General features: G+C 38.8%; 24 protein-coding genes. 12 read left to right on the top strand and 12 right to left on the bottom strand.

Going from position 1 to position 23,341, the window contains the following annotated elements; genetic code table 11:
* Window positions 1-32: 32 nt before the first annotated feature.
* On the bottom strand, window positions 33-776 hold the full coding sequence (rlmB, locus tag WBF63_RS09770) for a 23S rRNA (guanosine(2251)-2'-O)-methyltransferase RlmB (RefSeq protein ID WP_424369530.1): 744 nt from the start codon (window positions 774-776) through the stop codon (window positions 33-35).
* 97 nt (window positions 777-873) lie between these two features.
* Between rlmB and WBF63_RS09765 the strand changes: the two genes are divergently transcribed.
* From WBF63_RS09765 to WBF63_RS09740, 6 genes are all read left to right on the top strand, one after another.
* Window positions 874-1,101, top strand: coding sequence for a hypothetical protein (locus tag WBF63_RS09765; protein ID WP_424369529.1), 228 nt, complete (start codon window positions 874-876; stop codon window positions 1,099-1,101).
* Window positions 1,091-1,420 (top strand): toxin, encoded by a 330-nt coding sequence (locus WBF63_RS09760; RefSeq protein ID WP_424369528.1) that lies wholly within the window; start codon window positions 1,091-1,093, stop codon window positions 1,418-1,420. The genes WBF63_RS09765 and WBF63_RS09760 overlap by 11 nt, the downstream gene beginning before the upstream one ends.
* A 97-nt stretch (window positions 1,421-1,517) precedes the next feature.
* Window positions 1,518-2,312: a thymidylate synthase gene (locus tag WBF63_RS09755; protein WP_424369527.1), complete on the top strand. Its 795-nt coding sequence runs from the start codon at window positions 1,518-1,520 to the stop codon at window positions 2,310-2,312.
* A 29-nt stretch (window positions 2,313-2,341) separates the two neighbouring features.
* Window positions 2,342-3,082, top strand: coding sequence for a subclass B1 metallo-beta-lactamase (gene bla / locus WBF63_RS09750; RefSeq protein ID WP_424369526.1), 741 nt, complete (start codon window positions 2,342-2,344; stop codon window positions 3,080-3,082).
* 123 nt (window positions 3,083-3,205) lie between these two features.
* The gene (locus WBF63_RS09745; RefSeq protein ID WP_424369525.1) at window positions 3,206-5,746 is read left to right on the top strand and encodes a M1 family aminopeptidase; all 2,541 of its coding nucleotides are present in this window, start codon (window positions 3,206-3,208) and stop codon (window positions 5,744-5,746) included.
* A 75-nt stretch (window positions 5,747-5,821) separates the two neighbouring features.
* Entirely contained in the window at window positions 5,822-6,319 is a 498-nt protein-coding gene (locus WBF63_RS09740) for a dihydrofolate reductase (RefSeq protein WP_424369524.1), read from the top strand.
* On the opposite strand, the gene WBF63_RS09735 is transcribed toward WBF63_RS09740, so the two are convergent.
* The 8 genes from WBF63_RS09735 to WBF63_RS09700 form a co-directional block, all read right to left on the bottom strand.
* Window positions 6,316-6,723 (bottom strand): DUF2752 domain-containing protein, encoded by a 408-nt coding sequence (locus WBF63_RS09735; protein WP_424369523.1) that lies wholly within the window; start codon window positions 6,721-6,723, stop codon window positions 6,316-6,318. The two genes, WBF63_RS09740 and WBF63_RS09735, sit on opposite strands and share 4 nt — an antisense overlap.
* A 3-nt stretch (window positions 6,724-6,726) precedes the next feature.
* On the bottom strand, window positions 6,727-7,032 hold the full coding sequence (locus tag WBF63_RS09730) for a CD225/dispanin family protein (protein ID WP_424369522.1): 306 nt from the start codon (window positions 7,030-7,032) through the stop codon (window positions 6,727-6,729).
* Between the two features lie 94 nt (window positions 7,033-7,126).
* Complete coding sequence (locus tag WBF63_RS09725; RefSeq protein WP_424369521.1) at window positions 7,127-8,458, bottom strand: MFS transporter; 1,332 nt, start codon at window positions 8,456-8,458, stop codon at window positions 7,127-7,129.
* A gap of 17 nt (window positions 8,459-8,475) precedes the next feature.
* Window positions 8,476-9,084 (bottom strand): bifunctional nuclease domain-containing protein, encoded by a 609-nt coding sequence (locus WBF63_RS09720; protein ID WP_424369520.1) that lies wholly within the window; start codon window positions 9,082-9,084, stop codon window positions 8,476-8,478.
* A gap of 271 nt (window positions 9,085-9,355) precedes the next feature.
* Window positions 9,356-10,318, bottom strand: coding sequence for an electron transfer flavoprotein subunit alpha/FixB family protein (locus WBF63_RS09715; RefSeq protein ID WP_424369519.1), 963 nt, complete (start codon window positions 10,316-10,318; stop codon window positions 9,356-9,358).
* Between the two features lie 23 nt (window positions 10,319-10,341).
* A complete protein-coding gene (locus tag WBF63_RS09710; RefSeq protein WP_424369518.1) occupies window positions 10,342-11,088 on the bottom strand; it encodes an electron transfer flavoprotein subunit beta/FixA family protein in 747 nt (248 codons plus the stop codon).
* 82 nt (window positions 11,089-11,170) lie between these two features.
* Window positions 11,171-12,007: a twin-arginine translocase subunit TatC gene (gene tatC / locus WBF63_RS09705; protein ID WP_424369517.1), complete on the bottom strand. Its 837-nt coding sequence runs from the start codon at window positions 12,005-12,007 to the stop codon at window positions 11,171-11,173.
* A complete protein-coding gene (locus tag WBF63_RS09700) occupies window positions 12,007-12,975 on the bottom strand; it encodes a KpsF/GutQ family sugar-phosphate isomerase (RefSeq protein ID WP_424369516.1) in 969 nt (322 codons plus the stop codon). Before WBF63_RS09700 ends, tatC begins: the two co-directional genes overlap by 1 nt.
* Window positions 12,976-13,121: 146 nt before the next feature.
* On the opposite strand from WBF63_RS09700, the gene recQ reads away from it, so the two are divergent.
* From recQ to WBF63_RS09670, 6 genes are all read left to right on the top strand, one after another.
* The gene (recQ, locus tag WBF63_RS09695; RefSeq protein ID WP_424369515.1) at window positions 13,122-15,314 is read left to right on the top strand and encodes a DNA helicase RecQ; all 2,193 of its coding nucleotides are present in this window, start codon (window positions 13,122-13,124) and stop codon (window positions 15,312-15,314) included.
* 62 nt (window positions 15,315-15,376) lie between these two features.
* Window positions 15,377-16,897 carry a 2,3-bisphosphoglycerate-independent phosphoglycerate mutase gene (gene gpmI, locus WBF63_RS09690; RefSeq protein WP_424369514.1) on the top strand — a complete coding sequence of 507 codons (1,521 nt, stop codon included), beginning with the start codon at window positions 15,377-15,379 and terminating at the stop codon, window positions 16,895-16,897.
* A 39-nt stretch (window positions 16,898-16,936) separates the two neighbouring features.
* Window positions 16,937-17,359, top strand: coding sequence for a BT0820 family HAD-type phosphatase (locus WBF63_RS09685; protein ID WP_424369513.1), 423 nt, complete (start codon window positions 16,937-16,939; stop codon window positions 17,357-17,359).
* Window positions 17,356-18,171, top strand: coding sequence for a type I methionyl aminopeptidase (map, locus tag WBF63_RS09680; RefSeq protein ID WP_424369512.1), 816 nt, complete (start codon window positions 17,356-17,358; stop codon window positions 18,169-18,171). The genes WBF63_RS09685 and map overlap by 4 nt, the downstream gene beginning before the upstream one ends.
* Complete coding sequence (locus tag WBF63_RS09675; protein ID WP_424369511.1) at window positions 18,172-18,540, top strand: diacylglycerol kinase; 369 nt, start codon at window positions 18,172-18,174, stop codon at window positions 18,538-18,540. It abuts the gene before it with no gap.
* On the top strand, window positions 18,524-19,297 hold the full coding sequence (locus tag WBF63_RS09670; RefSeq protein ID WP_424369510.1) for a class I SAM-dependent methyltransferase: 774 nt from the start codon (window positions 18,524-18,526) through the stop codon (window positions 19,295-19,297). Before WBF63_RS09675 ends, WBF63_RS09670 begins: the two co-directional genes overlap by 17 nt.
* A gap of 50 nt (window positions 19,298-19,347) precedes the next feature.
* Here the strand turns inward: WBF63_RS09670 and WBF63_RS09665 are convergent, their stop codons facing one another.
* The 3 genes from WBF63_RS09665 to WBF63_RS09655 form a co-directional block, all read right to left on the bottom strand.
* Window positions 19,348-21,411 (bottom strand): T9SS type A sorting domain-containing protein, encoded by a 2,064-nt coding sequence (locus WBF63_RS09665; protein ID WP_424369509.1) that lies wholly within the window; start codon window positions 21,409-21,411, stop codon window positions 19,348-19,350.
* 204 nt (window positions 21,412-21,615) lie between these two features.
* Window positions 21,616-22,191 carry a hypothetical protein gene (locus WBF63_RS09660; protein WP_424369508.1) on the bottom strand — a complete coding sequence of 192 codons (576 nt, stop codon included), beginning with the start codon at window positions 22,189-22,191 and terminating at the stop codon, window positions 21,616-21,618.
* Window positions 22,192-22,396: 205 nt separating this feature from the next.
* Window positions 22,397-23,320: a PfkB family carbohydrate kinase gene (locus WBF63_RS09655; protein ID WP_424369507.1), complete on the bottom strand. Its 924-nt coding sequence runs from the start codon at window positions 23,318-23,320 to the stop codon at window positions 22,397-22,399.
* Window positions 23,321-23,341 lie beyond the last annotated feature (21 nt).

The following is a 23,341-nucleotide window of genomic DNA, read 5'->3' as shown; positions in this document are numbered from 1 at the left end:
AAACTAATGCTTTGACAAACTCAGCATGACCTTTAAAACTCCGCTCTTTGTCGAACGACTTCGTATAAAAACACACCGCAGGCAACCGAAACATTGAGCGATGAGGTTTTACCGAACATGGGCAATTTCACAATATGGTCTGAAATCTTAATGAGATCATCGGAAATCCCGTCTTCTTCGCTTCCCATCACAATCGCTGTGGGAACCGCATAATCCGCTTCGTAAATAAAATCACTTGCTTTTTCGGTAGCTGAAACAACCTGAATTCCCGATTGTTTCAAATACTGAAAAACCTTCCGAAGATTGGGTTCTTTACAAACCGGAATATTGTACAAAGCGCCGGTGGAAGTTTTGACCGCATCGGCATTTACAGAAGCCGAGCCTTTTTGCGGAATGATGATGGCGTCCACACCTACGCATTCGGCCGTTCGTGCAATCGCACCGAAATTTCGGACGTCGCTGACGCGATCCAAAATCAAAAGAAAAGGATTTCGACCTTGTTCATAAATCTGTGGCAATACATTTTCGATGGAATCAAATTCAATCGGAGAAAGAAAAGCAAACACGCCCTGATGGTTTTTCCGCGTCAATCGGTTTAATTTTTCAATCGGAACATATTGGGTCGGAATTTCATATTCGGAAATCAACTTTCTCAGTTCCGAAAAAATTTCGCCCTGCAATCCTTTTTGAACAAATAATTTATCAATGGTTTTACCCGCTTCGATGGCTTCCATCACGGGTCGCAATCCAAAAATCCCCGATTCTTTTTCTTTCATCCTGCGAAAATACGAATTTAGAATTCGAATTCATTTTAAATAATTGATTTCAAATGAAAGATAATTTATTTCGTAAATTTGTTTGAAACAAATTCTTATGGCCAAAATCACATTACAATACGATAAGGATAATCCAATAGCTGAAAAAACTTTGGCATTTTTGCTTTCAATTGGTGTTTTCAAAAAAGCTGAGAATGGTGATTATAAGATAACAACAGAAAAAGAATATTTGGACAATCTGAAACAGATTCTGCCCAGCGTTAAAAAGCAAGCATTGACCAAAAACAAAAATAAATCTCTACAATCTTTGATTGATGAATTATAATGTTGAATATCACGATAATTTCAAAAAAGAACTCAAGCCGATTGCTAAAAAATATCCATCTCTTAAGGAAGATTTACAATTCCTTTTGGATAACTTCGGGAAAGAACTTGCACTTGCAGACGATTTAGGTGGCGGTTTTCGAAAAATAAGACTCAACATTAAATCCAAAAGAAAAGGAAAAAAAGGCGGTGCACGCATCATTTCTTATGAAATTCTACTTTCTACACATGAAACAAATGTTGTTCTGGCTTCCATTTACGATAAGTCTGAATTTGAAAGCATTGATATACAAAAACTACGTGATGCATTAGGTGTTTAAGTTTCAACAGTTGTGAATATCTCAATTAGGTAAATCCTATATTTTATCCGAAATTTGCCTTCACTACCGTGGAATTTTAATCAAGAAAGAAGAAATTATGCAGCAATATCTGGATTTGGCCAAACATGTAATGGAAAACGGAACTACGAAGGAAGACCGTACCGGAACAGGAACCAAAAGTGTTTTCGGATATCAAATGCGATTTGATATGCGGGACGGATTCCCCATGGTCACCACCAAAAAATTACATTTAAAATCCATCATCCATGAATTGATCTGGTTTTTAAAAGGCGATACCAATATTCAATATTTGACCGATAACGGCGTACGAATTTGGAACGAATGGGCTGATGAAAACGGGAATCTTGGTCCGGTTTATGGCCACCAATGGAGAAGTTGGGGAAAACCGAACGGCGAAACGATCGACCAGATCAAAGAAGTCATTCACCAAATCAAAACCAATCCTGACTCGAGACGAATGATCGTTTCGGCCTGGAACGTAGGCGAATTGGATCAAATGGCGCTGGCGCCTTGTCATGCTTTTTTCCAGTTCTATGTGGCCGACGGCAAATTGTCCTTGCAATTGTACCAAAGAAGTGCCGATATCTTTCTGGGTGTGCCTTTCAACATTGCTTCTTATGCGCTTTTACTGAAAATGATGGCGCAGGTTTGTGATTTGAAAGAAGGTGATTTCATCCATACTTTTGGGGATGCGCATATTTATTCGAACCATTTTGAACAGATCGAATTGCAATTGTCGCGCGACCCGAAACCGCTTCCAACGATGAAAATCAATCCCGATGTGAAAGATATTTTCGATTTCAAATTTGAGGATTTCACTTTGGAGAATTATGATCCGCATCCGCATATCAAGGGTGCTGTGGCGGTTTAGTTTTTTCTATTTTAAATTTTGAATTATAAATGAAATCAATTTCGTTCTTATTATTGCTTTTCACTATTTTTTCTTGTTCGAAACCAATTCAGGTCAATAAGAATTCTATTATAGTTTATCAATCCGAAAACCTGATTATAGAAAAACTTTCAGAAAACGTTTATCAGCACATTTCCTATTTACAAACCAATGACTTTGGGAAAGTGGGTTGCAACGGGATGATTGTGGTTCATCAAAACGAAGCAGTTGTTTTGGATACGCCGGCCGAAGCGGAAAGTTCTGCCGAATTAATTCAATTTATTTCAGCCAAATTAAATGCAAAAATCAATTCTGTGGTTGCCACGCATTTTCATGCCGATTGCGTCGGCGGATTGGATGAATTTCATAAAATAGGAGTTCCTTCTTATGCCAATCATTTGACCATTGATTTATTGAAAAATAAAGAAAAAAACATTCCTCAAATTGGTTTTGAGAAAGAATTGACGTTAAATATCAGAAACAAAAATGTTTATCTGAATTATTTTGGAGAAGGCCATACAAAAGACAATATCGTAGCTTATTATCCTGACGAAAAAACTTTATTTGGCGGATGTTTACTCAAAGAAAACGGCGCCGGAAAAGGAAATTTGGAAGATGCCAATGAAGATGCCTGGTCAGAAACCGTCACAAAACTCAAAGAAAAATACCCCGATATCCAAACCGTAATCCCGGGGCATGGCAAACGCGGTGGAATGGAATTGGTGGATTATACGATTGCTCTGTTTCAATAACCATCAGCCCTGTCAGGGTTCGGAACCGTGATAGGGCCAGTAAGATCTTTAACATCACATTTACAAACCGAAGTAAGATTTTTCTTTATCTTTCGACCAATTTTGGTTAAAATTCAGTTCAAAATGAGAAAAGAATTATTCAGCATAGCATTTGCTTTTTGTATTTCCATCAGTGCCTATTCCCAAGTTACAGAAACTCTTCCCCCGAGTTATCGGGAAAATCAATCCAATAAAATGGAAATCTTTCGCGCCGAAGCCGAACGTCTAACTGCTTTGGTTCATACCAAACTCGATTTGAAATTTGACTGGGAAAAAGAACATGTAAACGGCGAGGCCTGGATTACCGCAAGGCCTTATTTCTACGATACAAATAAATTGATCCTCGATGCCAAAGCCATGCTGATCCACGAAGTTTCATTGGTTACGGGCAACACCAAAAAGAAATTGAATTTCACCAATGACGAATGGCAATTGTTCATCGATCTGGATAAATCCTACAAACGAAATCAAGAATACACCGTTTACATCAAATACACCGCTCGTCCCAACGAAGTAAAACAGGAAGGAAGCGCTGCCATTGCCGATGCAAAGGGATTGTATTTCATCAATGCCCAAGGAACCGATCCTGACAAACCGACGCAGATCTGGACGCAAGGCGAAACTGAATCTTCTTCTTGCTGGTTCCCGACAATTGACAAACCCAATCAGAAAACTTCACAAGAAATTTACCTGACTGTTCCCGATAAATTCGTGACACTTTCCAATGGAGAACTGGAAAAACAAACCAAAAACTCAGACGGAACCCGAACCGATTATTGGAATTTCAAAGAAAAACATGCGCCTTATTTGTTCTTTGTAGGCGTTGGTGATTATGCCATCGTGAAAGACAAATGGAAAAACATCGACGTGAACTATTATGTCGAACATGAATATGCGCCTTATGCCAAAGATATTTTCGGAAATACACCGGAAATGATCGGTTTCTTTTCCGATTTGCTGAAGTACGAATATCCTTGGAACAAATACCATCAGATTGCAGGTCGTGATTACATAAGCGGTGCGATGGAAAACACAACCGCCGTGCTTTTTGCAGAAGATGTTCAGCAAAAACCTGGTCAGCTAATCGATAAAAACCGCTGGGAGGGAACCATTGCTCACGAACTTTTTCACCATTGGTTCGGGGATTTGGTTACTACCGAAAGCTGGGGAAATCTTACAGTAAACGAATCATTGGCGAATTATTCTGAATTTCTTTGGTTCGAACACAAATATGGAAAAGACCGCGCTGAAGAAGACCGATATGACGACCTTCAAGGTTATAAAATGGATCCGGCCAACTTCAATAAAAATTTAGTTCGTGCTCATTATGATGCCCGCGAAGATATGTTTGACGGCGTTTCGTACAACAAAGGCGGAAAAGGCGTTTTACACATGTTGAGAAGTTTCCTCGGCGATGAAGCTTTCTTTGGCGGACTTAGCAAATACCTTCACGATTACGAATACGGAACAGCCGAAGCAGTCCAAATCCGTCTGGCAATGGAAGCGGTAAGCGGACGTGATTTGAACTGGTTTTTTGACCAATGGTATTTTGCCAACGGGCATCCGCAGTTAAATGTGGCTTATGATTACAATTCTTCTTCCAAAAAAGTAAAAGTTACCGTCGTTCAAACCCAAAGCAATTTATTTGAATTTCCGTTTGCTTTTGATGTGGTAATCGATGGAAAATCGACACGACATCATGTTTGGGTTGCAAAAAAGAAAGAAAATTCATTTCAGTTCGATGCCTCCAAGGCACCTGAGGTAGTGATTCCAAATGCCGATCAGGATATCTTATGCGACTTGAATGAAACAAAACCACTTGAAGCTTTTGCGGCTCAATACAAAGCGGCAAAAGACGAATTTACTTCGAGATTATTGGCTCTTGAAAAACTGAAAGACGCTCAATCCACCAACGAAACAGCGCTGAATACTTTGGTCACTGCACTGAATGATCCGTACGAAGGAATTCGCGAACGAACCATAAATTTCTTGGATGCAAATGACGCCAAAGTCAAGTCCAAAACCATTTCGGTTTTGAAAAAATTGGCAGCATCCGATCCACGAACTCCGGTTCAGGCAGCAGCTTTGAATAAATTAGACGAAATGGGTGAAACCGATTTGGCAATATTTCAAAATGGATTAAAATCCAAATCTTTCAGTGTTCAAGCGGCTTCTGCAGCCGGAATCCTGCGAATCGATCCATCCAAAACTGCTGAACTTGCTTCACTTGAAGACGAGGTTTTGGCTACAAATCCAAAATTAATTGGCGAATTACTTCCAACCTGGATTGCCAACAACGATAAATCCAAACTCAAAGTCGCTGCTGAATCGGTTGCTTTCTTTTTGTTTACCAAATATGAAGATCCTGTTTTGGGAGGCAAACTTGAAGAAGGATTCAAATGGGTTTTGAGTGCAGACGATATGAATTCAACCAAAAAAGTAGCTTCAACTTACAAACAAGTTCACAAATATTACGGAAAAGACAATCCGCAACTGGGTATGATGTTCAGAAATTTATTAGATCAGGCCATCAGTTTGAAAGTGAAAACAAATCAGAATGCTCCTTCTAAAAGCTTGGAAGAGCAAATTAAAATTCTGTCCGATGCAAAAGAATCAATTAAATAATTTTGAAGGTTTAATTCAGAGGATGATATTTCGTTCTCTGATTTAATTTTCTATAAAAACTTAAAAAATAATACTTTGAACCTCAAACTTATCATCATAGTCGCCAAAGCGGAAAACAACGTCATCGGCAATGAAAATCAGTTGATTTGGCATTTGCCGAATGATTTAAAACATTTCAAAAACCTGACGTCCGGCCATCCGATTATCATGGGCAGAAAAACCTTTGAGTCCATCGGAAAACCACTTCCCAACCGAACAAACATTGTCATCACAAGAAATTCAAATTGGAATGCTGATGGTGTTTTAACTGCAAATTCTTTGGAAGAAGCCATTGAAAAAGCAAAAGAATTGGATCCTGAAGTTTTCATAATTGGCGGTGGAAATATTTACGAACAAGCGATGGATTGGGCAGACGCATTAGAAGTCACAGAAGTTCATCATTCGTTTGAAGGCGATACGAAGTTTCCGGAAATCGATCTTAGTGTCTGGAAAGAAACTTCAAGAGAAAAATTCGGGAAAGATGAGAAACATTTATTTGAATATTCATTTGTCCGTTACGAGCGAATACATTAGGCCGGCGGTGCCAAAAGCGTAAACGGATACCAAGGGAGATTTCGGAGGATTCCATATAAAATAATCGTTCCAAAAAGCAAATACACAAACCAGTTCTGGTAAAGGATTTTCATACGAATCTTTGTTCCGAAAAACAGATTGGAAACTATTGTTCCTAAAATATAAAGAACGAAAGGAGAAAGGATAAACAGCAAGGGATTATATCGGAAAGCTTCTCCGAAATTCAAATGGAGTAAATTGTGAATCAACCGCTGAGAACCGCATCCGGGACAATTCAGTCCCAATAAAGTTTTGGATGGACAACTGATAAAGGGTTCTGATTTATCTGACGGATCAAAGTTGTAAAAATAAAAGAAAAAAGCCCCACCTATAAGTAGGATGAGGCCTATTTTGAAATATTTCATTTTTTAATATCCATAAGCACCACTACTGGCTGCGCCTAAAACGCCTACAGCCATAAGAATTCCATAAATCACTGCTATTACCAATCCTGCGATTGCTGCCCATGTTGCAAATTTCTTGGCATCGGCAGAAGCCTTGTGAGCCCCTTGGTAATCACCTTCTGCCCACTTTTTGTTTACCTCGGTTGATTTGATAATTGATACTATTCCAAGTGGCAGACAGCACAATATTGTACTTAAAATTGCCCAAACTAAATAATTTTCCGGTGGTGATTGTACATCGCCCGGTTTGATGTTGTCCTGATTTTCCATAAAATAAATAGTTAAAGGTTTTTATTCTCACGAATTTAATAAATTCCTCTTTAGTAATCGGATTTTGAACAACTTATTTGATAAAATTCAAAGACTAATGTGTAGTTTTAATTTCATTTGGGTTATGCTTGTATTTAAACACAATCGCAAATAAAATCGTGATAATCAATGCATAAACCGCAAAAATATACCAAGAAGTCGTCCAGCCTTCCAATTGAGCAACTGGATCGGTTTGCGTATAAACATAGTGATTTACTACTTCTCCTGCGGCAAGCATCCCGATTGTGGCACCAAATCCATTGGTCATCATCATAAACACACCTTGCGCACTTGAACGTATACTTTTATCGGTTTCCTTATCCACAAAAAGTGAACCCGATACATTGAAGAAATCAAAGGCAATCCCATACACGATCATCGACAAAACAAACATCCAAACACCCGTTCCCGGATTCCCGACACCAAAAAGTGCAAAACGCAGGAACCACGCAAACATCGCCAGTAACATTACTTTTTTAATTCCGAATCTCTTCAGGAAAAAAGGAATCAGCAAAATACAAAGCGTCTCCGAAACCTGTGATAGTGAAATCAAAGCATTGGCATTGTTAGCCCCCCAAGTATTTGCATATTCGGGAATTTCTTTAAAACTCGTGATAAACGGATTGGCATATCCGTTTGTAATTTGAAGTGAAACACCCAAAAACATAGAAAAGATAAAGAAAATCGCCATTTTTTTATCTTTGAAAAGACTGAAGGCTTTTAACCCTAGCGCATCGTACAAAGTTCGTTTTTCACCCGAATTATCCACGGCAACTTTTGGAAGTGTAAACGAATAAAAGAAGAGCGTCAGCCCTAAAACTCCCGACACAAAAAACTGACCATAACTGTTTTGGAAGCTCGGGAAATTGTTTTCATTGGAGAAATTAAATCCAAATTGTCCGTCAGGCATACCTGCGAAATTCACAAAAAGCATCGCGCAAATAAACCCGACCGTTCCCAATGTACGAATTGGCGGAAACGCCTTGATTGTATCATATCCATTATTGGTCAAAACACCATAGGCAACCGAATTCGAAAGTGCAATCGTGGGCATATAGAACGCAACACTTATCGAATACAGAGAAAATAAAGTCCCGAATTCCGCTTCAGCGCCCTTATTCATTCCATAATATCCGGCTGATATAATGAAAATCGCCGCGATGGCATGGCAGATTCCCAAAAGTCTTTGCGCCGGGATCCAGCGATCGGCAACAATTCCCAGTATGGCCGGCATGAAAATCGAAACAATTCCCTGCATTGCATAAAAAAGTCCGATTTTCGGTCCCAGACCGATCGAACCCAAATAATTCCCCATGGAAGTCAGATATGCACCCCAAACAGCAAACTGCAGGAAGTTCATAATGACCAATCGTAAATTTATCGACATATAAAGTGTAGTGTTAATTAACGTTTATCCAGTTCGTCACGCAGACGTGCAGCCAGTTCGTAGTCCTCATTTTTGACCGCTTCTTTCATTTCTATTTCAAGTTCTTCTTTTGTTTTGGAAGAAAAATCAAATCGTTTTTCTTGTTTGGCGACTTCTTTTTCAATTTCTCTGATGGCACTTGCAATGCTTTTTTCTTCTTTTTCCTGCACTTCCAGATGAATTCCGGCTTTTTCCATCACTTTTTCCAAAGCATAAATTGGCGCATCAAATCGAATGGCTAACGCAATGGCATCAGAAGTCCTGGAATCAATTTCCTCTTCTCTTCCGTCCTTGTCTTCCATTAAAATATTTGAATAAAAAACACCGTCCTCCAGCTTGTGAATGAAAACCCCTTTCACAAAAAAATGAAAAGCCCTGCCCATCGAAACAAATAAATCATGTGTCAAAGGCCGCGGTGTACGAATGTCCTTTTCAAGCGCCAGCGCAATTGACTGAGCTTCAAAGCTTCCTATGATGATGGGCAATTTTCGCTGACCCAATTCTTCCTCTAAAATCAAAGCATAAGCACCCGTTTGGGTTTGGCTGTAAGAAATGCCTTTTATGTTTAGTTTCACCAAATTCTCCATCAGGCTGTAAATCTAATAAAATCTACAATTTAGGGAAATTATTTTAGTCAATAAAATCAATTTTCTTAAATCATTCAGCTTTCCACCCTTCAGCTTTTCAATATATACATACCCAACTTCTCTTCTCTATCCTCTATTTTCTTTTCTCTATTATTCTAATTCATTCAAAATATTTCACAAAAAAACCTCCCGATTTATAAAAACCGGAAGGTTTGAGATTTAATTAATAATGAATTTTCAAATCAACTCATTTTCAAATTTTCAAATCAAGTTAAGCTCCTTTGAACTTCTTTACTTCTTCAATCAGTTTGGGAACTACTTCAAAAGCATCGCCCACAATTCCATAATCGGCTGCTTTGAAGAAAGGTGCTTCGGCGTCTGAATTGATAACCACAATCGTTTTGGATGAATTCACTCCTGCCAAATGCTGAATGGCTCCGGAAATCCCGATGGCAATGTACAATTTCGGTGCGATGGCTTTCCCGGTTTGTCCCACATGTTCACTGTGAGGTCTCCACCCGATGTCGGCCACCGGTTTGGAAGAAGCCGTTGCTGCGCCCAATAGAGATGCTAACTCTTCAATCATTCCCCAGTTTTCCGGACCTTTCAATCCACGTCCACCGGAAACCACGATTTCCGCTTCTTTCAAATCGATTTTATCGGTAGAAGCTTGTTCTACTTTTACTACTTTCACTTTGGAGTCCGCTTCGCTCACGGAAACATTGGCTGTTTCTTCCGTTCCTGAAGTTGGGTTTTCTTTTAATCCAAAAGCATTTTGTAATACGGTCAAAACTTTTGCACCTTCACTGACTTCAACTTTTTCAATTCCTTTTCCGGAAAAAGCTCTTCTTTCGGCCGTGAAAGGCGAAACATTTTCAGGAGCTGAAATTAAATTTGTTACCAAAGTCGCATCGGTTTTCAACGCCAGAAGTGGCGCAAAACTCGAGGCATCGTTTGTAGCCGGAAGTACGATGGTGTCGCCATCCTTTAAATCGGCCAATACTTTTGCATAAGCATTTGGAGAGAAATTCTTCAAAGCGTCGTTTGAAACTTTCAAAACTTTGTCTGCACCGTATTTATATAATGAATCGGAAGATTCACTTGCGTTGATTGCGACAGCCGTTACAGTATCACCCGATTGGGTTGCAATGGATTTGGCATAAGAAACTGCTTCAAATGCCGCTTTTTTATATTTTCCGTCTGCTGCGGATTCTGCGTAAACTAAAATTGCCATTTTAAATTTTGTTTAAAATTTGATTAAATAACCTTTGCTTCTTCGTGTAAAAGTCGTACTAACTCGCCCACATTGTCTTTGTCAATCAAAGTTACATTTCCACGTTCTGCTGGTTTTGTATAACCTACCACATTCAATTTCGAAGAAGTTTGCTCAGCTTCCACTACATTTAGTGGTTTTGTACGTGCCGCCATAATCCCACGCATATTGGGAATTCTCAATTCGGTTTCATCCACCAAACCTTTTTGTCCGGCAATCACCACCGGAAACTGCGCTGAAATGGTTTCTTTTCCTCCGTCGATTTCACGAACGGCTTCCACCGCATTTCCTTCCACTTTCAGTCCTACACATCCGTTTACAAATGCATAATCCAGAATTCCTGCTACAAACCCCGGAACTTCACCACCATTGTAATCAATGGATTCACGTCCGGTCAAAACGATGTCGTATCCACCTTCTTTGGCTACTTTTGCAATCTGAGTTGCCACAAAAAGTCCGTCTCTTGCGTCAGCATTCACACGAATGGCATCGTCTGCTCCAATCGCCAAAGCCTTTCTCATTACAGGTTCGACCGTCGCATCACCCACTGTCAAAACAGTAAGTTTTGCACCTTGTGTTTCCTGTAACTGAACTGCACGGGTTAGACTGAACTCATCGTGCGGATTGATCACAAACTGAACTCCGTTTTTATCAAACGCCTTTCCGTCGCCTGTGAAATTTATCTTTGCAGTAGTATCGGGAACACTACTGATACATACTAATATTTTCATTTGATATAATTTAAGTTTTTAAATGCCCGTAAATATAGTGAAAAAAATATATTATGCACGCATAACATCTACCAGATTTTTATCACTTTTTTATTAAATCACGCTTTTCCTGTTGAATTTGTTTATTGAATACATACTTAGTTATATAAATACTCAATTCATAAAGCAAAACCAAAGGAATTGCAGCAATCAGCATACTCATCACATCGGAAGGTGTAATCACTGCTGCGATAACCAAAATTACTACTAATGCATGCTTCCGGTAAGTTTTAAGAAAATGTGGTGTCAGAATCCCTACTTTCGCCAGGAAATAAGCAAATATCGGAAATAGAAACACAAGCCCCATGCCTAATAGGGTCTGAACAAACATAGACGTATAACCGGACAAACGCCATTCGTTTGAAATTCCAAAAGGGTTATATGAATAAAGAAACTGAACCGAAAAAGGCAGCATGAAAAAATAGCTAAAAAGAATTCCAATGAGAAAGAAAAGGGTAACGGCCAAAACAGTTCCATTGGCATGTTTTCTTTCGTTTTCAGTCAAACCGGGTTTAATGAATCGCCAGATTTCCCAGACCACATACGGCACTGCGACAATTAATCCGCAAAGTAAAATAGTATAAATCTGCGAAGTAATCTGCCCCGACGGATCCAGATTTTTCAGTTCTTTTGTATAATTAAACGATTCCGCATAAATTGGATCGAGCCCGAGCGAATCTGCAAGTGAATTTAAAAGCTGATACGTAAAAAAATCAGATTTCAAAGGCGCCATGATAAAATTATCGGTAATATAATTCCAAAAAACAGCACATAAAACCGCTCCCACCAAAATAGCAATAAAAGATCTTATTAAATGCCCTCTTAACTCAAAAATATGCCCCAAAAAGGACATTTCTCTTTCTTCTTTCTGCTCTGCCATTATGCTTCTATTCCGTGTTTGATTAAAGCATGTAGATCCAAAATCCCGAAATATTTATTATTCCGGTCAATTACCAACAGCTGACCTATGTTGTAATCTCTTAATTTATAGAAGGCATCTACCGCCTTTTCGTCTTTATAAACCATTTTTGGATTGGCCGTCAGCATATCAATTGCCTTAAGGTGCTGATATTCCTTGTGTTTCTGAAGCATTCTACGTAAGTCTCCGTCCGTAATCACACCCAGAATTCTTTCATCATCCAAAACTACTGTGATACCATTTCGTCCTGAAGTAAGCGAATCTATCACTTCATAAACTGACGAATGCGGATTTACAAAAGGTCGCTGATAGGTATCCATCACATCTTCTACACTCCAAAGAAGTCTTTTACCCAGAGCTCCTCCCGGATGAAATTGCGCAAAATTCTCACTTGTGAAGTTTTTCATTTTCATGAGTGCCACTGCAAGTGCGTCGCCCATTACCAATTGAGCTGTTGTACTGGAAGTTGGGGCAAGATTGTTAGGACAAGCCTCTCGACTAATTGTTAAATTCAGGATTAAGTCGGCATGCTTTGCCAAGTCCGATTCTGTATTTCCCGTCATTGCAATCAATGCTGAAGCATTTTTTTTAAGAATCGGTGCCAAATCTTTAATTTCCTGACTGTTTCCACTTTTGGAAACACAAATTACCACATCTTCTTTATCCAGAAGCCCCAGATCACCATGAATAGCTTCCGCCGCATGCAAAAACTGACTTTTTGTTCCGGTTGAATTAAAAGTAGCGACCATTTTATTGGCAATATGAGCACTTTTCCCTATGCCCACAACTACCACCTTTCCTTTTACCTCATCAAGAATTTTGACGGACTGAGCAAACTCATCTCCTAAATTTTGAGCAATACGGGAAAGTTCTGTAATTTCGTCTAGAAAAACTACTTTGGCTGTTTCTATAATGTCTTGATTTTTCAAATCTAAAAGATTTTGCGTGTAATATTTTTATTTGTATCTTAGGTCATTCGACCATAAAAACTGGTTTTTCAATTCTTTTGAATTGATTGGTCAAATATAGGAACTTTGAAAAGTAGAAAAAATTTATAAATAGTCTTTTTGTTAAGATGAGTAGTTTAACAGAATTATCTTCCCATTTAAAAAAACATTTTGGCTTCAGCCAATTTAAAGGCGAACAGGAAGAGATCATAAAAAGCCTTCTGGCAGGAGAGGATGTGTTTGTATTGATGCCAACAGGTGGTGGAAAATCACTTTGTTATCAGTTACCTGCTTTGATATCAGACGGAGTAGCAATCATCGTTTCTCCTTTGATTGCTTTAATGAAAAATCAAGTAGATGCAGTGCGAGGTATTTCTTCGGACAACGACGTAGCGCATGTATTGAATTCGTCTCTCAATAAAACCCAGACCAAAAAGGTGATGGACGATATACGAAACGGCACTACAAAAATGCTGTATGTCGCGCCGGAATCCCTTACCAAAGATGAATACACCGACTTTTTCAAAACGGTGAAAATTTCATTTTTCGCCATTGACGAAGCTCACTGTATTTCTGAATGGGGTCATGACTTCCGACCCGAATACCGAAATCTGAAAAACATCATTAACAAAATAGGTGATGCACCTGTAATTGCACTTACCGCTACAGCAACCCCGAAAGTTCAGGAAGACATTCAAAAAACTTTGGGAATGCAAAATGCAAAGGTTTTCAAAGCTTCGTTCAACCGCCCGAATCTTTTTTATGAGGTACGTCCAAAAATTAATCAGGACAAAGAAATCGTGAAATTCATTCACAAATATGCAGGCAAATCAGGCGTTATATATTGCCTGAGTCGAAAAAAAGTAGAAGATTTCGCTCAATTGCTACAGGTAAACGGAATAAAAGCCATTCCTTATCACGCCGGACTCGACACCAAAACCCGTTCAAAACATCAGGATATGTTTTTGATGGAAGAAGCCGATGTTGTAGTCGCAACCATTGCGTTCGGAATGGGAATTGACAAACCCGATGTTCGTTTTGTCATTCATTACGATATGCCGAAAAGTTTGGAAAGCTATTACCAGGAAACCGGTCGCGCAGGACGTGATGGGGGCGAAGGATATTGCCTCGCATTCTATGATTACAAAGACATTGAAAAGCTCGAGAAATTCCTTGCAGCCAAACCAGTTGCGGAACGAGAAGTAGGATTGCAGCTTCTGGGAGAAGTAGTGGCTTATGCCGAAACGTCTATGTCAAGAAGAAAATTCCTTCTTCATTATTTCGGAGAAGAATTTGACGAAATCAATGGATTGGGCGCCAATATGGACGATAATATGCGCAATCCGAAAAAGATGATTGACGTAAGAGACGATGCGAAACTCGTACTGGAAGTCGTTCTGAAAACCAAAGAAATTTTAAAACTTAACGATTTGGTAAATATACTGACGGGCAAAGAAAGCTCCATTACCAAATCTTATAACTTACAATCAGAAGGTTTCTTCGGAAAAGGAAAAGACCACGAGGATTATTACTGGAAAAGTATCATTCGTCAGTTGATTGTGCGGGATTACCTAGAAAAAGAAATCGAAACTTACGGAATCATTAAACTAACTGAAAAAGCAAACAAATTCCTCAAAAAACCGGAAGAATTCCTGATTGCAGAGGATGTAGATTTGAAAAAGTTATTATCCGAAGCTTCGTCCGAACCGGCTCAGCAAGCGCCTACCGCTTTTGACGACACTTTATTGAAACACCTGAAAGATCTAAGGAAAAAAATCGCCAAACAACACGGAATTCCGCCCTTTGCAGTTTTTCAGGATCCAAGTTTGGACGATATGACAATGCAATATCCGACCACGATTAAAGAACTGACCAATGTTTTTGGTGTGGGCGAAGGAAAAGCCAATAAATTCGGGAAACCATTTGTTGAATTCATCGCGAATTACGTAGAAGAAAATGACATTGAACGCCCCGATGAAATGATTTTCAAAGGTGTTGCCGATAAGTCAAGCCACAAAGTTTACATCATTCAGAGTGTAGATCGGAAACTGGATCTGGAAGATATGGCAGACGCAAAAAGTTTGTCCATGGACGATTTATTATCCGAAATGGAAAGCATCGTTTACCAAGGAACCAAATTGGATATTACCTATTATATAAATGATATTCTCGATGAAGATCAGCAGGAAGAAATTCATGATTTCCTGATGGAAGCAGAAAACGACTCCATGTCCAATCTTCTGAAAGAATTCGGGGATGATTATGATGAAGAAGAATTAAGATTGATGCGAATTAAATTCATTAATGATATTGCGAATTAACCCTCCTAACCTCCCCCATTGGGGAGAAATTTATAATCTTTAATAGAAGAAAAAATTAATAAATGAACCAAAAAGTCATGCTGATGATTTTGGACGGATGGGGAATCAATCCCGATCCCAATGTTTCAGCTATTGCAGCAGCCAAAACCCCGTTTATCGATTCTTGTTTCAGAAATTATCCAAATGCGACGCTTATCACTTATGGCCTGGATGTAGGGCTGCCCGAAGGACAAATGGGAAATTCCGAAGTCGGGCATATGAATTTAGGAGCAGGACGCGTGGTTTATCAGAATTTGGTTCGGATTAATATGGCCGTTCAGGACAAATCTTTTCTGAAAGAAAATGTTTTAAATTCACAATTCCAATTTGCGCGTGATAACAATAAAAAAGTACATTTCATCGGGCTCACTTCCAACGGCGGTGTTCATTCCCATATCAACCATTTGTACGGTTTATTGGAAGCCGCTTCCGAATACGGATTAAAGGAAAATGTTTATGTTCATGCTTTTACTGACGGTCGGGATTGCGATCCGCACAGCGGAAAAAAATTCATCAGCGAATTGCAGGAACATATGCAGCACAGCACCGGAAAACTGGCTTCTATCATTGGCCGGTATTATGCCATGGATCGCGACAAACGCTGGGAAAGAGTAAAATTGGCCTATGATTTATTGGTCAAAGGAGTTGGAAAAAACACTATTGATCCGATCAAATCGATTGAAGAATCTTATGAAGAAGGCATCACCGACGAATTTTTAAATCCAATTATTCTGGATAAAAACGGTTTGATTGAAGAAGGAGATGTGGTGATTAATTTTAATTTCCGAACAGATCGCGGACGCGAAATTACAGAAGTTCTGACCCAAAATGACTTTCCTGAATTTGGAATGCGGAAGTTGTCCTTGCGATATATCACGTTGACCAATTATGATAAAACTTTCAAAGGCATTCAGGTCGTTTATGATGAAAATGAAATCCCCAATACGTTGGGAGAAGTTTTGGAAAAAGCCGGAAAAACTCAGATTCGGATTGCCGAAACAGAAAAATATCCGCACGTTACATTTTTCTTTTCCGGTGGACGCGAAAAACCTTTTGAAGGGGAAAAACGAATTCTCTGCCCCTCGCCCAAAGAAGTTCCGACTTATGATTTAAAACCGGAAATGTCCGCTTACGAAATCACAAAAAACATCATTCCCGAAATCCAAAACCAATCAGCCGATTTTATTTGTCTAAATTTTGCCAATACTGACATGGTCGGGCACACGGGCGTTTTTCAAGCCGCTGTTAAAGCTGCAGAAACCGTAGATCAATGCGCGGAATCCATCGTGAAAACCGCATTGGAAAATGATTATTCGGTGATTATTTTGGCAGACCACGGAAATGCAGATATCATGATCAATCCGGATGGAAGTCCCAATACCCAACACAGCACGAATTTGGTTCCGGTTATTTTGGTTCAAAACGAAAGAAAATTTGAAATAACCAATGGAAAACTGGGTGATATTGCGCCCACCATTTTGAATTTAATGGGCGTTGGCATTCCGGAAGAAATGACCGGAAATGTATTACTGCGAAATAATTAATACCTTTGCAACTCTTTTCAGACAAATGAAAAAGATAAGATGAAAAGTTACATAATTGCAGTGGATTTTGACGGCACCATCGTAGAAGATGCCTATCCAAAAATAGGGAAACCTATGCTTTTTGCATTTGATTCTCTCAAACAATTACAAGCCCAGGGACACCGATTGGTTCTTTGGACGTATCGCCACGGAAAAGCACTGGAAGAAGCGGTTGAATTTTGTCGTGAAAACGGAATTGAATTTTATGCAGTCAACTCCAGTTTTGAAGAAGAAACCTACGAAATGGAGAAACAAAGCAGGAAAATTCATGCCGATGTATTTATTGACGACAGAAATTTAGGTGGTTTTCCGGGTTGGGGTGAAGTCGTTCAAATCATTGAAAAACGAATTGAATTTACCATAGGTGAACATGGAAGAACGAAAGAAAGAAAAAAGAAAAAACGAGGATTTTTTAGATTATGATTCATTATAAAAACAAAGAAGAATTAGAATTAATGCGCCAAAGCGCCCAATTGGTTTCCAAAACACTGGGTATGTTGGCCAAAGAAATCAAACCCGGCATCCAAACGATAAAGCTGGACAAACTCGCCCATGAATTCATCAAAGATCATGGAGCCGAACCGGCATTTTTGGGTTATGGAGGATTTCCTTATTCGCTTTGTATTTCGCCCAATGAACAAGTCGTACATGGTTTTCCAAATGAAGATTATCTGGAAGAAGGAGATGTACTTTCTGTAGATTGTGGTGTTTTCATGAATGGATTTGTAGGGGATCATGCTTATACATTTGAAATCGGCGAGGTCGCTCCCGAAATCAAAAAATTATTAAAAATCACCAAAGAATCTTTGTACAAAGGAATTGAGCAAATGCTGCCCGGAAATCGTGTAGGTGACATTTCAAATGCCATTCAAACCTATTGTGAAAAAGAAGGTTACGGTGTGGTAAAGGAATTGGTCGGACATGGTGTCGGAAGAACGATGCACGAAGATCCTCAGGTGCCAAATTATGGTCGAAAAGGAACCGGAAAAGTGTTGAAAGAAGGAATTACACTTGCAATCGAACCGATGATCAATTTGGGAACCGATAAAGTTCGTTTTCATAAAGACGGATGGACCGTAACAACCCGGGACAACAAAGTTTCCGCGCATTTCGAACATGATGCCGCAATCATCGATGGAAAACCTACTCTGCTTTCCACTTATCAATTTATCTATGAAGCATTGGGCATCGAATCTGACGAAGAAGCACCTTTTCTTTATAAAACATACGCCTAAATGTTCCGTTATTTCCGTTCGATCAGATTTGCCTTAAACGGATTGTTTTATGCACTTCGAACGGAAAGAAACGTTCAGATCTGGTTTGGCATTGCCGTTCTGACTTTGGTGTTTTCAATTTGGATGAAAGTTTCAAAAACCGAATTATTAATCATTATCCTTTGGATGTCCATTATCGGAACTTCTGAATACCTGAACACCGCAATTGAAAAATTATCGGATCGCATAACACTCGAACATGACGAACAAATCAAGCATGTAAAAGACATTGCGGCCGGTGCGACTTTTGTGGCATCCATCGGCGCGATTATTTCGGGGTTGATTATCTTTGTTCCGAAAATTCTGGAAAAATTTGAAATCCATCTTTAAAAAAATCATCAATATCATTCCGCGTCCATGGCTCATTCGGCTGAGCATTTGGGCAAGACCTATTTTGGTTTGGATGTATCACGGCGATAATTTTACCGATCCGATTGACGGAAAGAATTATAAAAGTTTTCTTCCCTACGGTTATGAAAAACAACGTCAAAATGTGCTTTCACCGGGAACTTTATCGTTGGAAAGACATCGGTTGATGTGGTTATATCTTCAGAAGGAAACCGATTTTTTCACTTCGAATTTAAAAGTTTTGCACATGGCACCGGAACAATCTTTCTACAAACGATTTCGGGCGATGAAGAATTTGGATTATACCACTTGTGATTTGGATTCACCGATTGCCGATGTGAAAGCGGATATTCAAGATTTACCATTTGAGGAAAATTCTTTTGATGTGATTTTTTGCAACCATGTTTTGGAACATGTGGAAGATGATCAAAAAGCTTTGTCGGAATTATTCCGCGTGATGAAACCGGGCGGTTGGGGAATTTTCCAGGTTCCGATTCGTTATCAATTGGACAAAACTTTTGAAGATCCGACGATTACCGACCGAAAAGAACGGATTGAAAAATTCGGGCAATATGATCACGTTCGTGTTTATGGAATGGATTATTATCGAACGCTTGAAAACGCTGGATTTGAAGTAGAAAAAGTAAATCTTTCGCAAAAATTATCAGACGAGGAAGTCAAACGTTTCGCTTTAGAAAAAAATGAGATTTTACCGGTGGTGAGGAAAGTCGGAAAATAAAAAATCTGCAACTGTAAAACAATTGCAGATTCATGATTAAAGATTTCAATTTATTTTAATACTAATTTTTTGGTTTGAACCGCTCCGTCTTCCATTTGGATTTTCAAAATATATACTCCTTTTGGTTGATTTATCAAATTGATTTGTAATTGATTTTTTTGATTGAATTCATCCTCATAAACAAGTTCTCCATTGACCGAATAAACTTTGAGTTGCCCCGAATCGAAATTTTCTGTTTTAATTTCAAAAATTCCGGTGGATGGATTGGGGTAAACCTGTAATTTATCGGCAATCGTTTCTGCAATGTCTGATGGACGTGTTTTGATAAATAAAGCTTTAATTTCTTCTTTCATTTCGTATGTCAATTCAAAATTCAAATCTGTTTTTCCTTGATAATTATAAGTAATCTGATACGCCCAACCATCTGAAAAACAGCTCTCACAACAACTTGGAACATACATCCCGATTACATAAAACTTATTGTTTTGGAAACCGTTATAGGTAGCAAAATTGGTAGAAGGAACGCCCCAAGATGCTCCTGAAGTTACCGCTCCATAGCTTCCGCTATCATCACTCCAAGCAAATGTTCCCGGAACCATAGAACCAAATAGCGGTCCGGTAGGATTGGTCGTTTCGTAAACAAACCAAGCATAATCTGATTCCATTCCGCAGTTTTCATTTAGAAAAGGATAAGGATCTATGGTAGCTGAAATGGTATTGTTTCCACCATTGTGTGTAACCGTCAGATTATAGTCAGGATCTTGTTTTTCCTGAAGGGAGATATCATCAATGGCAATATCATTTCCATCGCCCAAACCATCTTCTTTCAGACGAATGGAAATTCTGTTCTTTTGACCTGTCGCCGTAAAACAGCCGGAAAGTAACATCCAGTCACAAGGATCGTTTGGATCTGTATTGATTTGAGTATAAGGCACGACTATGGTTCCATTAATTTCGATTTGAATTTCCGGCAGTACGTCAAAAGTACATTGTGGCATATTTTTTAAATTTACACAGAAATTATATTCTTTTCCTTGAGTTAACCCAAGTGTTTGCGAATAAATTACTGAGCTTGAACCGGCCGGTTGGTTCGTTAATCCATTGACCAACAAATAATTTTCATTGTCCGAATACAAATCGGAATCCACACAATACGAATGATCAGTGATAGTTGCTCCGAAATTGGCAGCCGAATTCGTCACATGGTATTGTCCTGGCAAAGTCGCAGAATTTTGATCATAATCACTGGTGAATCCTGTATTACCCGCTTCGAAATTGGCATTTTCCAACAGGTTTTCATTTTTTTCACAACAATAAGCGCCGGCTGTTGAAGTGGAAGGCTCTTCAAACCGCATACAGAAATTATCAAAACCGATGTACCTTCTTCTATAAGCACCTGGGATTGGCACATCATCTCGAGTAATCATAATATGCGAAATATTCGGACTTGCATTGATAAGATTTGAATCAAATGTCAAAGAAAATGGTTGAAATGTATTGACTACATTTTGAGGTATGGTAACAGAACCCAATTTATAAACCACAACTCCATTTCCCGTAGGCCAAAGGTTAAAATCTGTCGGTAAAAACATTTGAATCGGAGGGTTGGATAAAATATTTCCGGGATTATAAACACCAAATATTCCTACTACTACATCCATATCGCCATTGGAAGATCGCGTAAGGTCGGCAGCATCAAAATTAAATGTATAAATACCTGAATTTGAAGGCACCGGCGTACTTAATTGATTGTACATACCTTCTCTAAATGCCGGGGATGTATTGTCTGAATTTTGAATCCACATTCCCGAAAAAATACCATCAGGATTTGTTGGGTTAATCAATACCGGATGATTGGCCAAAGCCGTAGAGTTATTACAATAAATATCGGCCAAACTGTTAAAACCGCCCCATATACGAAACCAGCCTGTTGCCAAATCTATATCATTATCTAAAACAGCTTCCGGATCACCGGTAACAGTTTCAAAATTTCCATTTTGGAAATAATTTCCGGGACAAAATTCCGGATTGGGACTTCCACATCTCTCTGATTGCGCATATAGTGTAGCACAAAATAGAATTAAGAATTGAAATAAAGTAAATTTGATTTTCATGATAATTTGTTTTAAAAATTTGCTTACTCTGATGTTGGATTTTCAGCATCTTCCTGTCCAATACAGTTTTGAACATCACAAATCTCTAAAACATCACCCACCCCATCATGCGTATTTAAACCCTTTTGGAGCAAGTGATTTCAACTTTTAATTCAGGGGATAATCACCCTATTGTCATTTCATACTTTAATTGGAGGGAGTAGGTTACGGTTCCGGTTCCGGACTGGGTTCGACCATTAAAACTTCGGTTTGATGAAGAAAGATTGAGTCCTCTTTATCGTAGAATGATTTTCTAGAATAAGAATTATCATAGAAACTGGAAATTTTAATCAATTTTAATTCGTCATTTACAACTTTATATTTCCCTTTCACCCAATACCAATCATCACAAATCTGTGCTTCATTATCTCTTTCAATCAATTTCGCATCTTTCAAATCAAAATATCTTTCGGGGCGAATGCTTCTTGCGTCAACCCATATTTCATAATTTTTATTTTCAATATTTTCTGAGATAGAATAAAATGAAGCCTCCACACAATCCATCACAGAAGTATGAACATACACATGATTTTCCGTCGTAAGAACATAAATGTATAAAGAACCTTTGTTGAATTCCCGATCTTCGATTGTTTCATTTCTTAATTTCACCAATTCCGGGAGTGTATTGATTAAAGTTGAATTATGAATTCGTTTGGGTGAAATTTCTTTTTCTGCATAGGGTTTACTTTGACATTGAAGCAAAAGAAAAATCAGTAAAATATAAAGGAAAATATTTTTCATAAACTAAAGTTATTAAAAATCCGACAGAGAGGTTCGACTGACCTTGGAAAGGTCAAATATTTATAGAAAAATCCATTCTTTTTTTGTTCGACTCCAGAGGAGTCACATCTTCATTTTTATTTTTTATTATTTTGAATCGCATCGGGAAGCGACCAAATTAAAAAAGGCGCAATACTGCACCTTTCTATATCATGTGGATTAAAATTTAATCCAGTTCAATGTCAAAATTTGTCAGGCTTTTAAAAACATCCAGACGCTCCACCATCTCTTCTTCGGTAAGTTCTGAAAGTCTGTCGGTTCCGAATTTTTCTACTGTAAAAGAAGCTAATGCGCTTCCGTATATAATGGCGCGTTTCATATTTTCAAACGAATAGTTCTGTGTTTTGGCAAGGAATCCGGAAAATCCACCCGCGAAAGTATCGCCTGCTCCCGTAGGGTCAAATACATCTTCCAAAGGCAGTGCAGGCGCGAAAAACACATTGTTTTCATGGAATAACAAAGCTCCGTGTTCACCTTTTTTGATAATCAGCGTGTGTGGCCCCATTTCCAGAATTTTCTTGGCTGCCTTTACCAAACTGTATTCTTTACTCATTTGTCGTGCTTCTTCGTCATTGATCGTCAAAACGTCAACATCTTTTAAAACGTCCATGAGTTCGTTCCAGGTATGATCCATCCAGAAATTCATGGTGTCAAGAATTACCAGTTTTGGACGTGCGTCCAATTGATTCAGAACGGATTTCTGAACCAGCGGATGAAGGTTCCCCAGCATCAGCACATCGGGATTTTTCCAACCTGTCGGGACAGCCGGTTGAAAGTTTTCCAATACGTTAAGTTCAGTCGTCAAAGTATCGCGGGTGTTCATATCGTTGCGGTAACGTCCGGCCCAGAAAAAGGTTTTTCCGCCTTCTACTTTTTCAATTCCCGATAAATCGATGTTTTTGGAAGACATCAAATCCATATATTCTTGTGGAAAATCATCTCCGATTACCGAAACAATTCCGGCTCTGACATCCAGCATGGAAGCGGCCATTCCTATAAATGTGGCAGCTCCTCCGAGGATTTTATCGGTCTTTCCAAAAGGTGTTTCGATTTGATCAAATGCGACAGTTCCGACAACTAATAAACTCATGTTTTAAAATTTTTGGCAAAG

It is taken from the genome of Moheibacter sp., from assembly GCF_049672845.1.
Classification (GTDB): domain Bacteria; phylum Bacteroidota; class Bacteroidia; order Flavobacteriales; family Weeksellaceae; genus Moheibacter.
The sequence above is the reverse complement of the archived record's forward strand: the minus strand, read 5'-3'. Positions and strand labels throughout refer to the sequence as shown.

Coding starts and splice junctions, on each gene's coding strand:
- WBF63_RS09715 (WP_424369519.1), bottom strand. CDS start 10,318: ATGGCAATTTTAGTTTACGCAGAATCCGCAGCAGACGGAAAATATAAA.
- WBF63_RS09760 (WP_424369528.1), top strand. CDS start 1,091: ATGAATTATAATGTTGAATATCACGATAATTTCAAAAAAGAACTCAAG.
- WBF63_RS09745 (WP_424369525.1), top strand. CDS start 3,206: ATGAGAAAAGAATTATTCAGCATAGCATTTGCTTTTTGTATTTCCATC.
- WBF63_RS09720 (WP_424369520.1), bottom strand. CDS start 9,084: ATGGAGAATTTGGTGAAACTAAACATAAAAGGCATTTCTTACAGCCAA.
- rlmB (WP_424369530.1), bottom strand. CDS start 776: ATGAAAGAAAAAGAATCGGGGATTTTTGGATTGCGACCCGTGATGGAA.
- WBF63_RS09710 (WP_424369518.1), bottom strand. CDS start 11,088: ATGAAAATATTAGTATGTATCAGTAGTGTTCCCGATACTACTGCAAAG.
- WBF63_RS09655 (WP_424369507.1), bottom strand. CDS start 23,320: ATGAGTTTATTAGTTGTCGGAACTGTCGCATTTGATCAAATCGAAACA.
- WBF63_RS09755 (WP_424369527.1), top strand. CDS start 1,518: ATGCAGCAATATCTGGATTTGGCCAAACATGTAATGGAAAACGGAACT.
- recQ (WP_424369515.1), top strand. CDS start 13,122: ATGAGTAGTTTAACAGAATTATCTTCCCATTTAAAAAAACATTTTGGC.
- gpmI (WP_424369514.1), top strand. CDS start 15,377: ATGAACCAAAAAGTCATGCTGATGATTTTGGACGGATGGGGAATCAAT.
- WBF63_RS09685 (WP_424369513.1), top strand. CDS start 16,937: ATGAAAAGTTACATAATTGCAGTGGATTTTGACGGCACCATCGTAGAA.
- WBF63_RS09730 (WP_424369522.1), bottom strand. CDS start 7,032: ATGGAAAATCAGGACAACATCAAACCGGGCGATGTACAATCACCACCG.
- WBF63_RS09735 (WP_424369523.1), bottom strand. CDS start 6,723: ATGAAATATTTCAAAATAGGCCTCATCCTACTTATAGGTGGGGCTTTT.
- WBF63_RS09675 (WP_424369511.1), top strand. CDS start 18,172: ATGTTCCGTTATTTCCGTTCGATCAGATTTGCCTTAAACGGATTGTTT.
- map (WP_424369512.1), top strand. CDS start 17,356: ATGATTCATTATAAAAACAAAGAAGAATTAGAATTAATGCGCCAAAGC.
- WBF63_RS09765 (WP_424369529.1), top strand. CDS start 874: ATGGCCAAAATCACATTACAATACGATAAGGATAATCCAATAGCTGAA.
- WBF63_RS09660 (WP_424369508.1), bottom strand. CDS start 22,191: ATGAAAAATATTTTCCTTTATATTTTACTGATTTTTCTTTTGCTTCAA.
- WBF63_RS09665 (WP_424369509.1), bottom strand. CDS start 21,411: ATGAAAATCAAATTTACTTTATTTCAATTCTTAATTCTATTTTGTGCT.
- WBF63_RS09725 (WP_424369521.1), bottom strand. CDS start 8,458: ATGTCGATAAATTTACGATTGGTCATTATGAACTTCCTGCAGTTTGCT.
- bla (WP_424369526.1), top strand. CDS start 2,342: ATGAAATCAATTTCGTTCTTATTATTGCTTTTCACTATTTTTTCTTGT.
- tatC (WP_424369517.1), bottom strand. CDS start 12,007: ATGGCAGAGCAGAAAGAAGAAAGAGAAATGTCCTTTTTGGGGCATATT.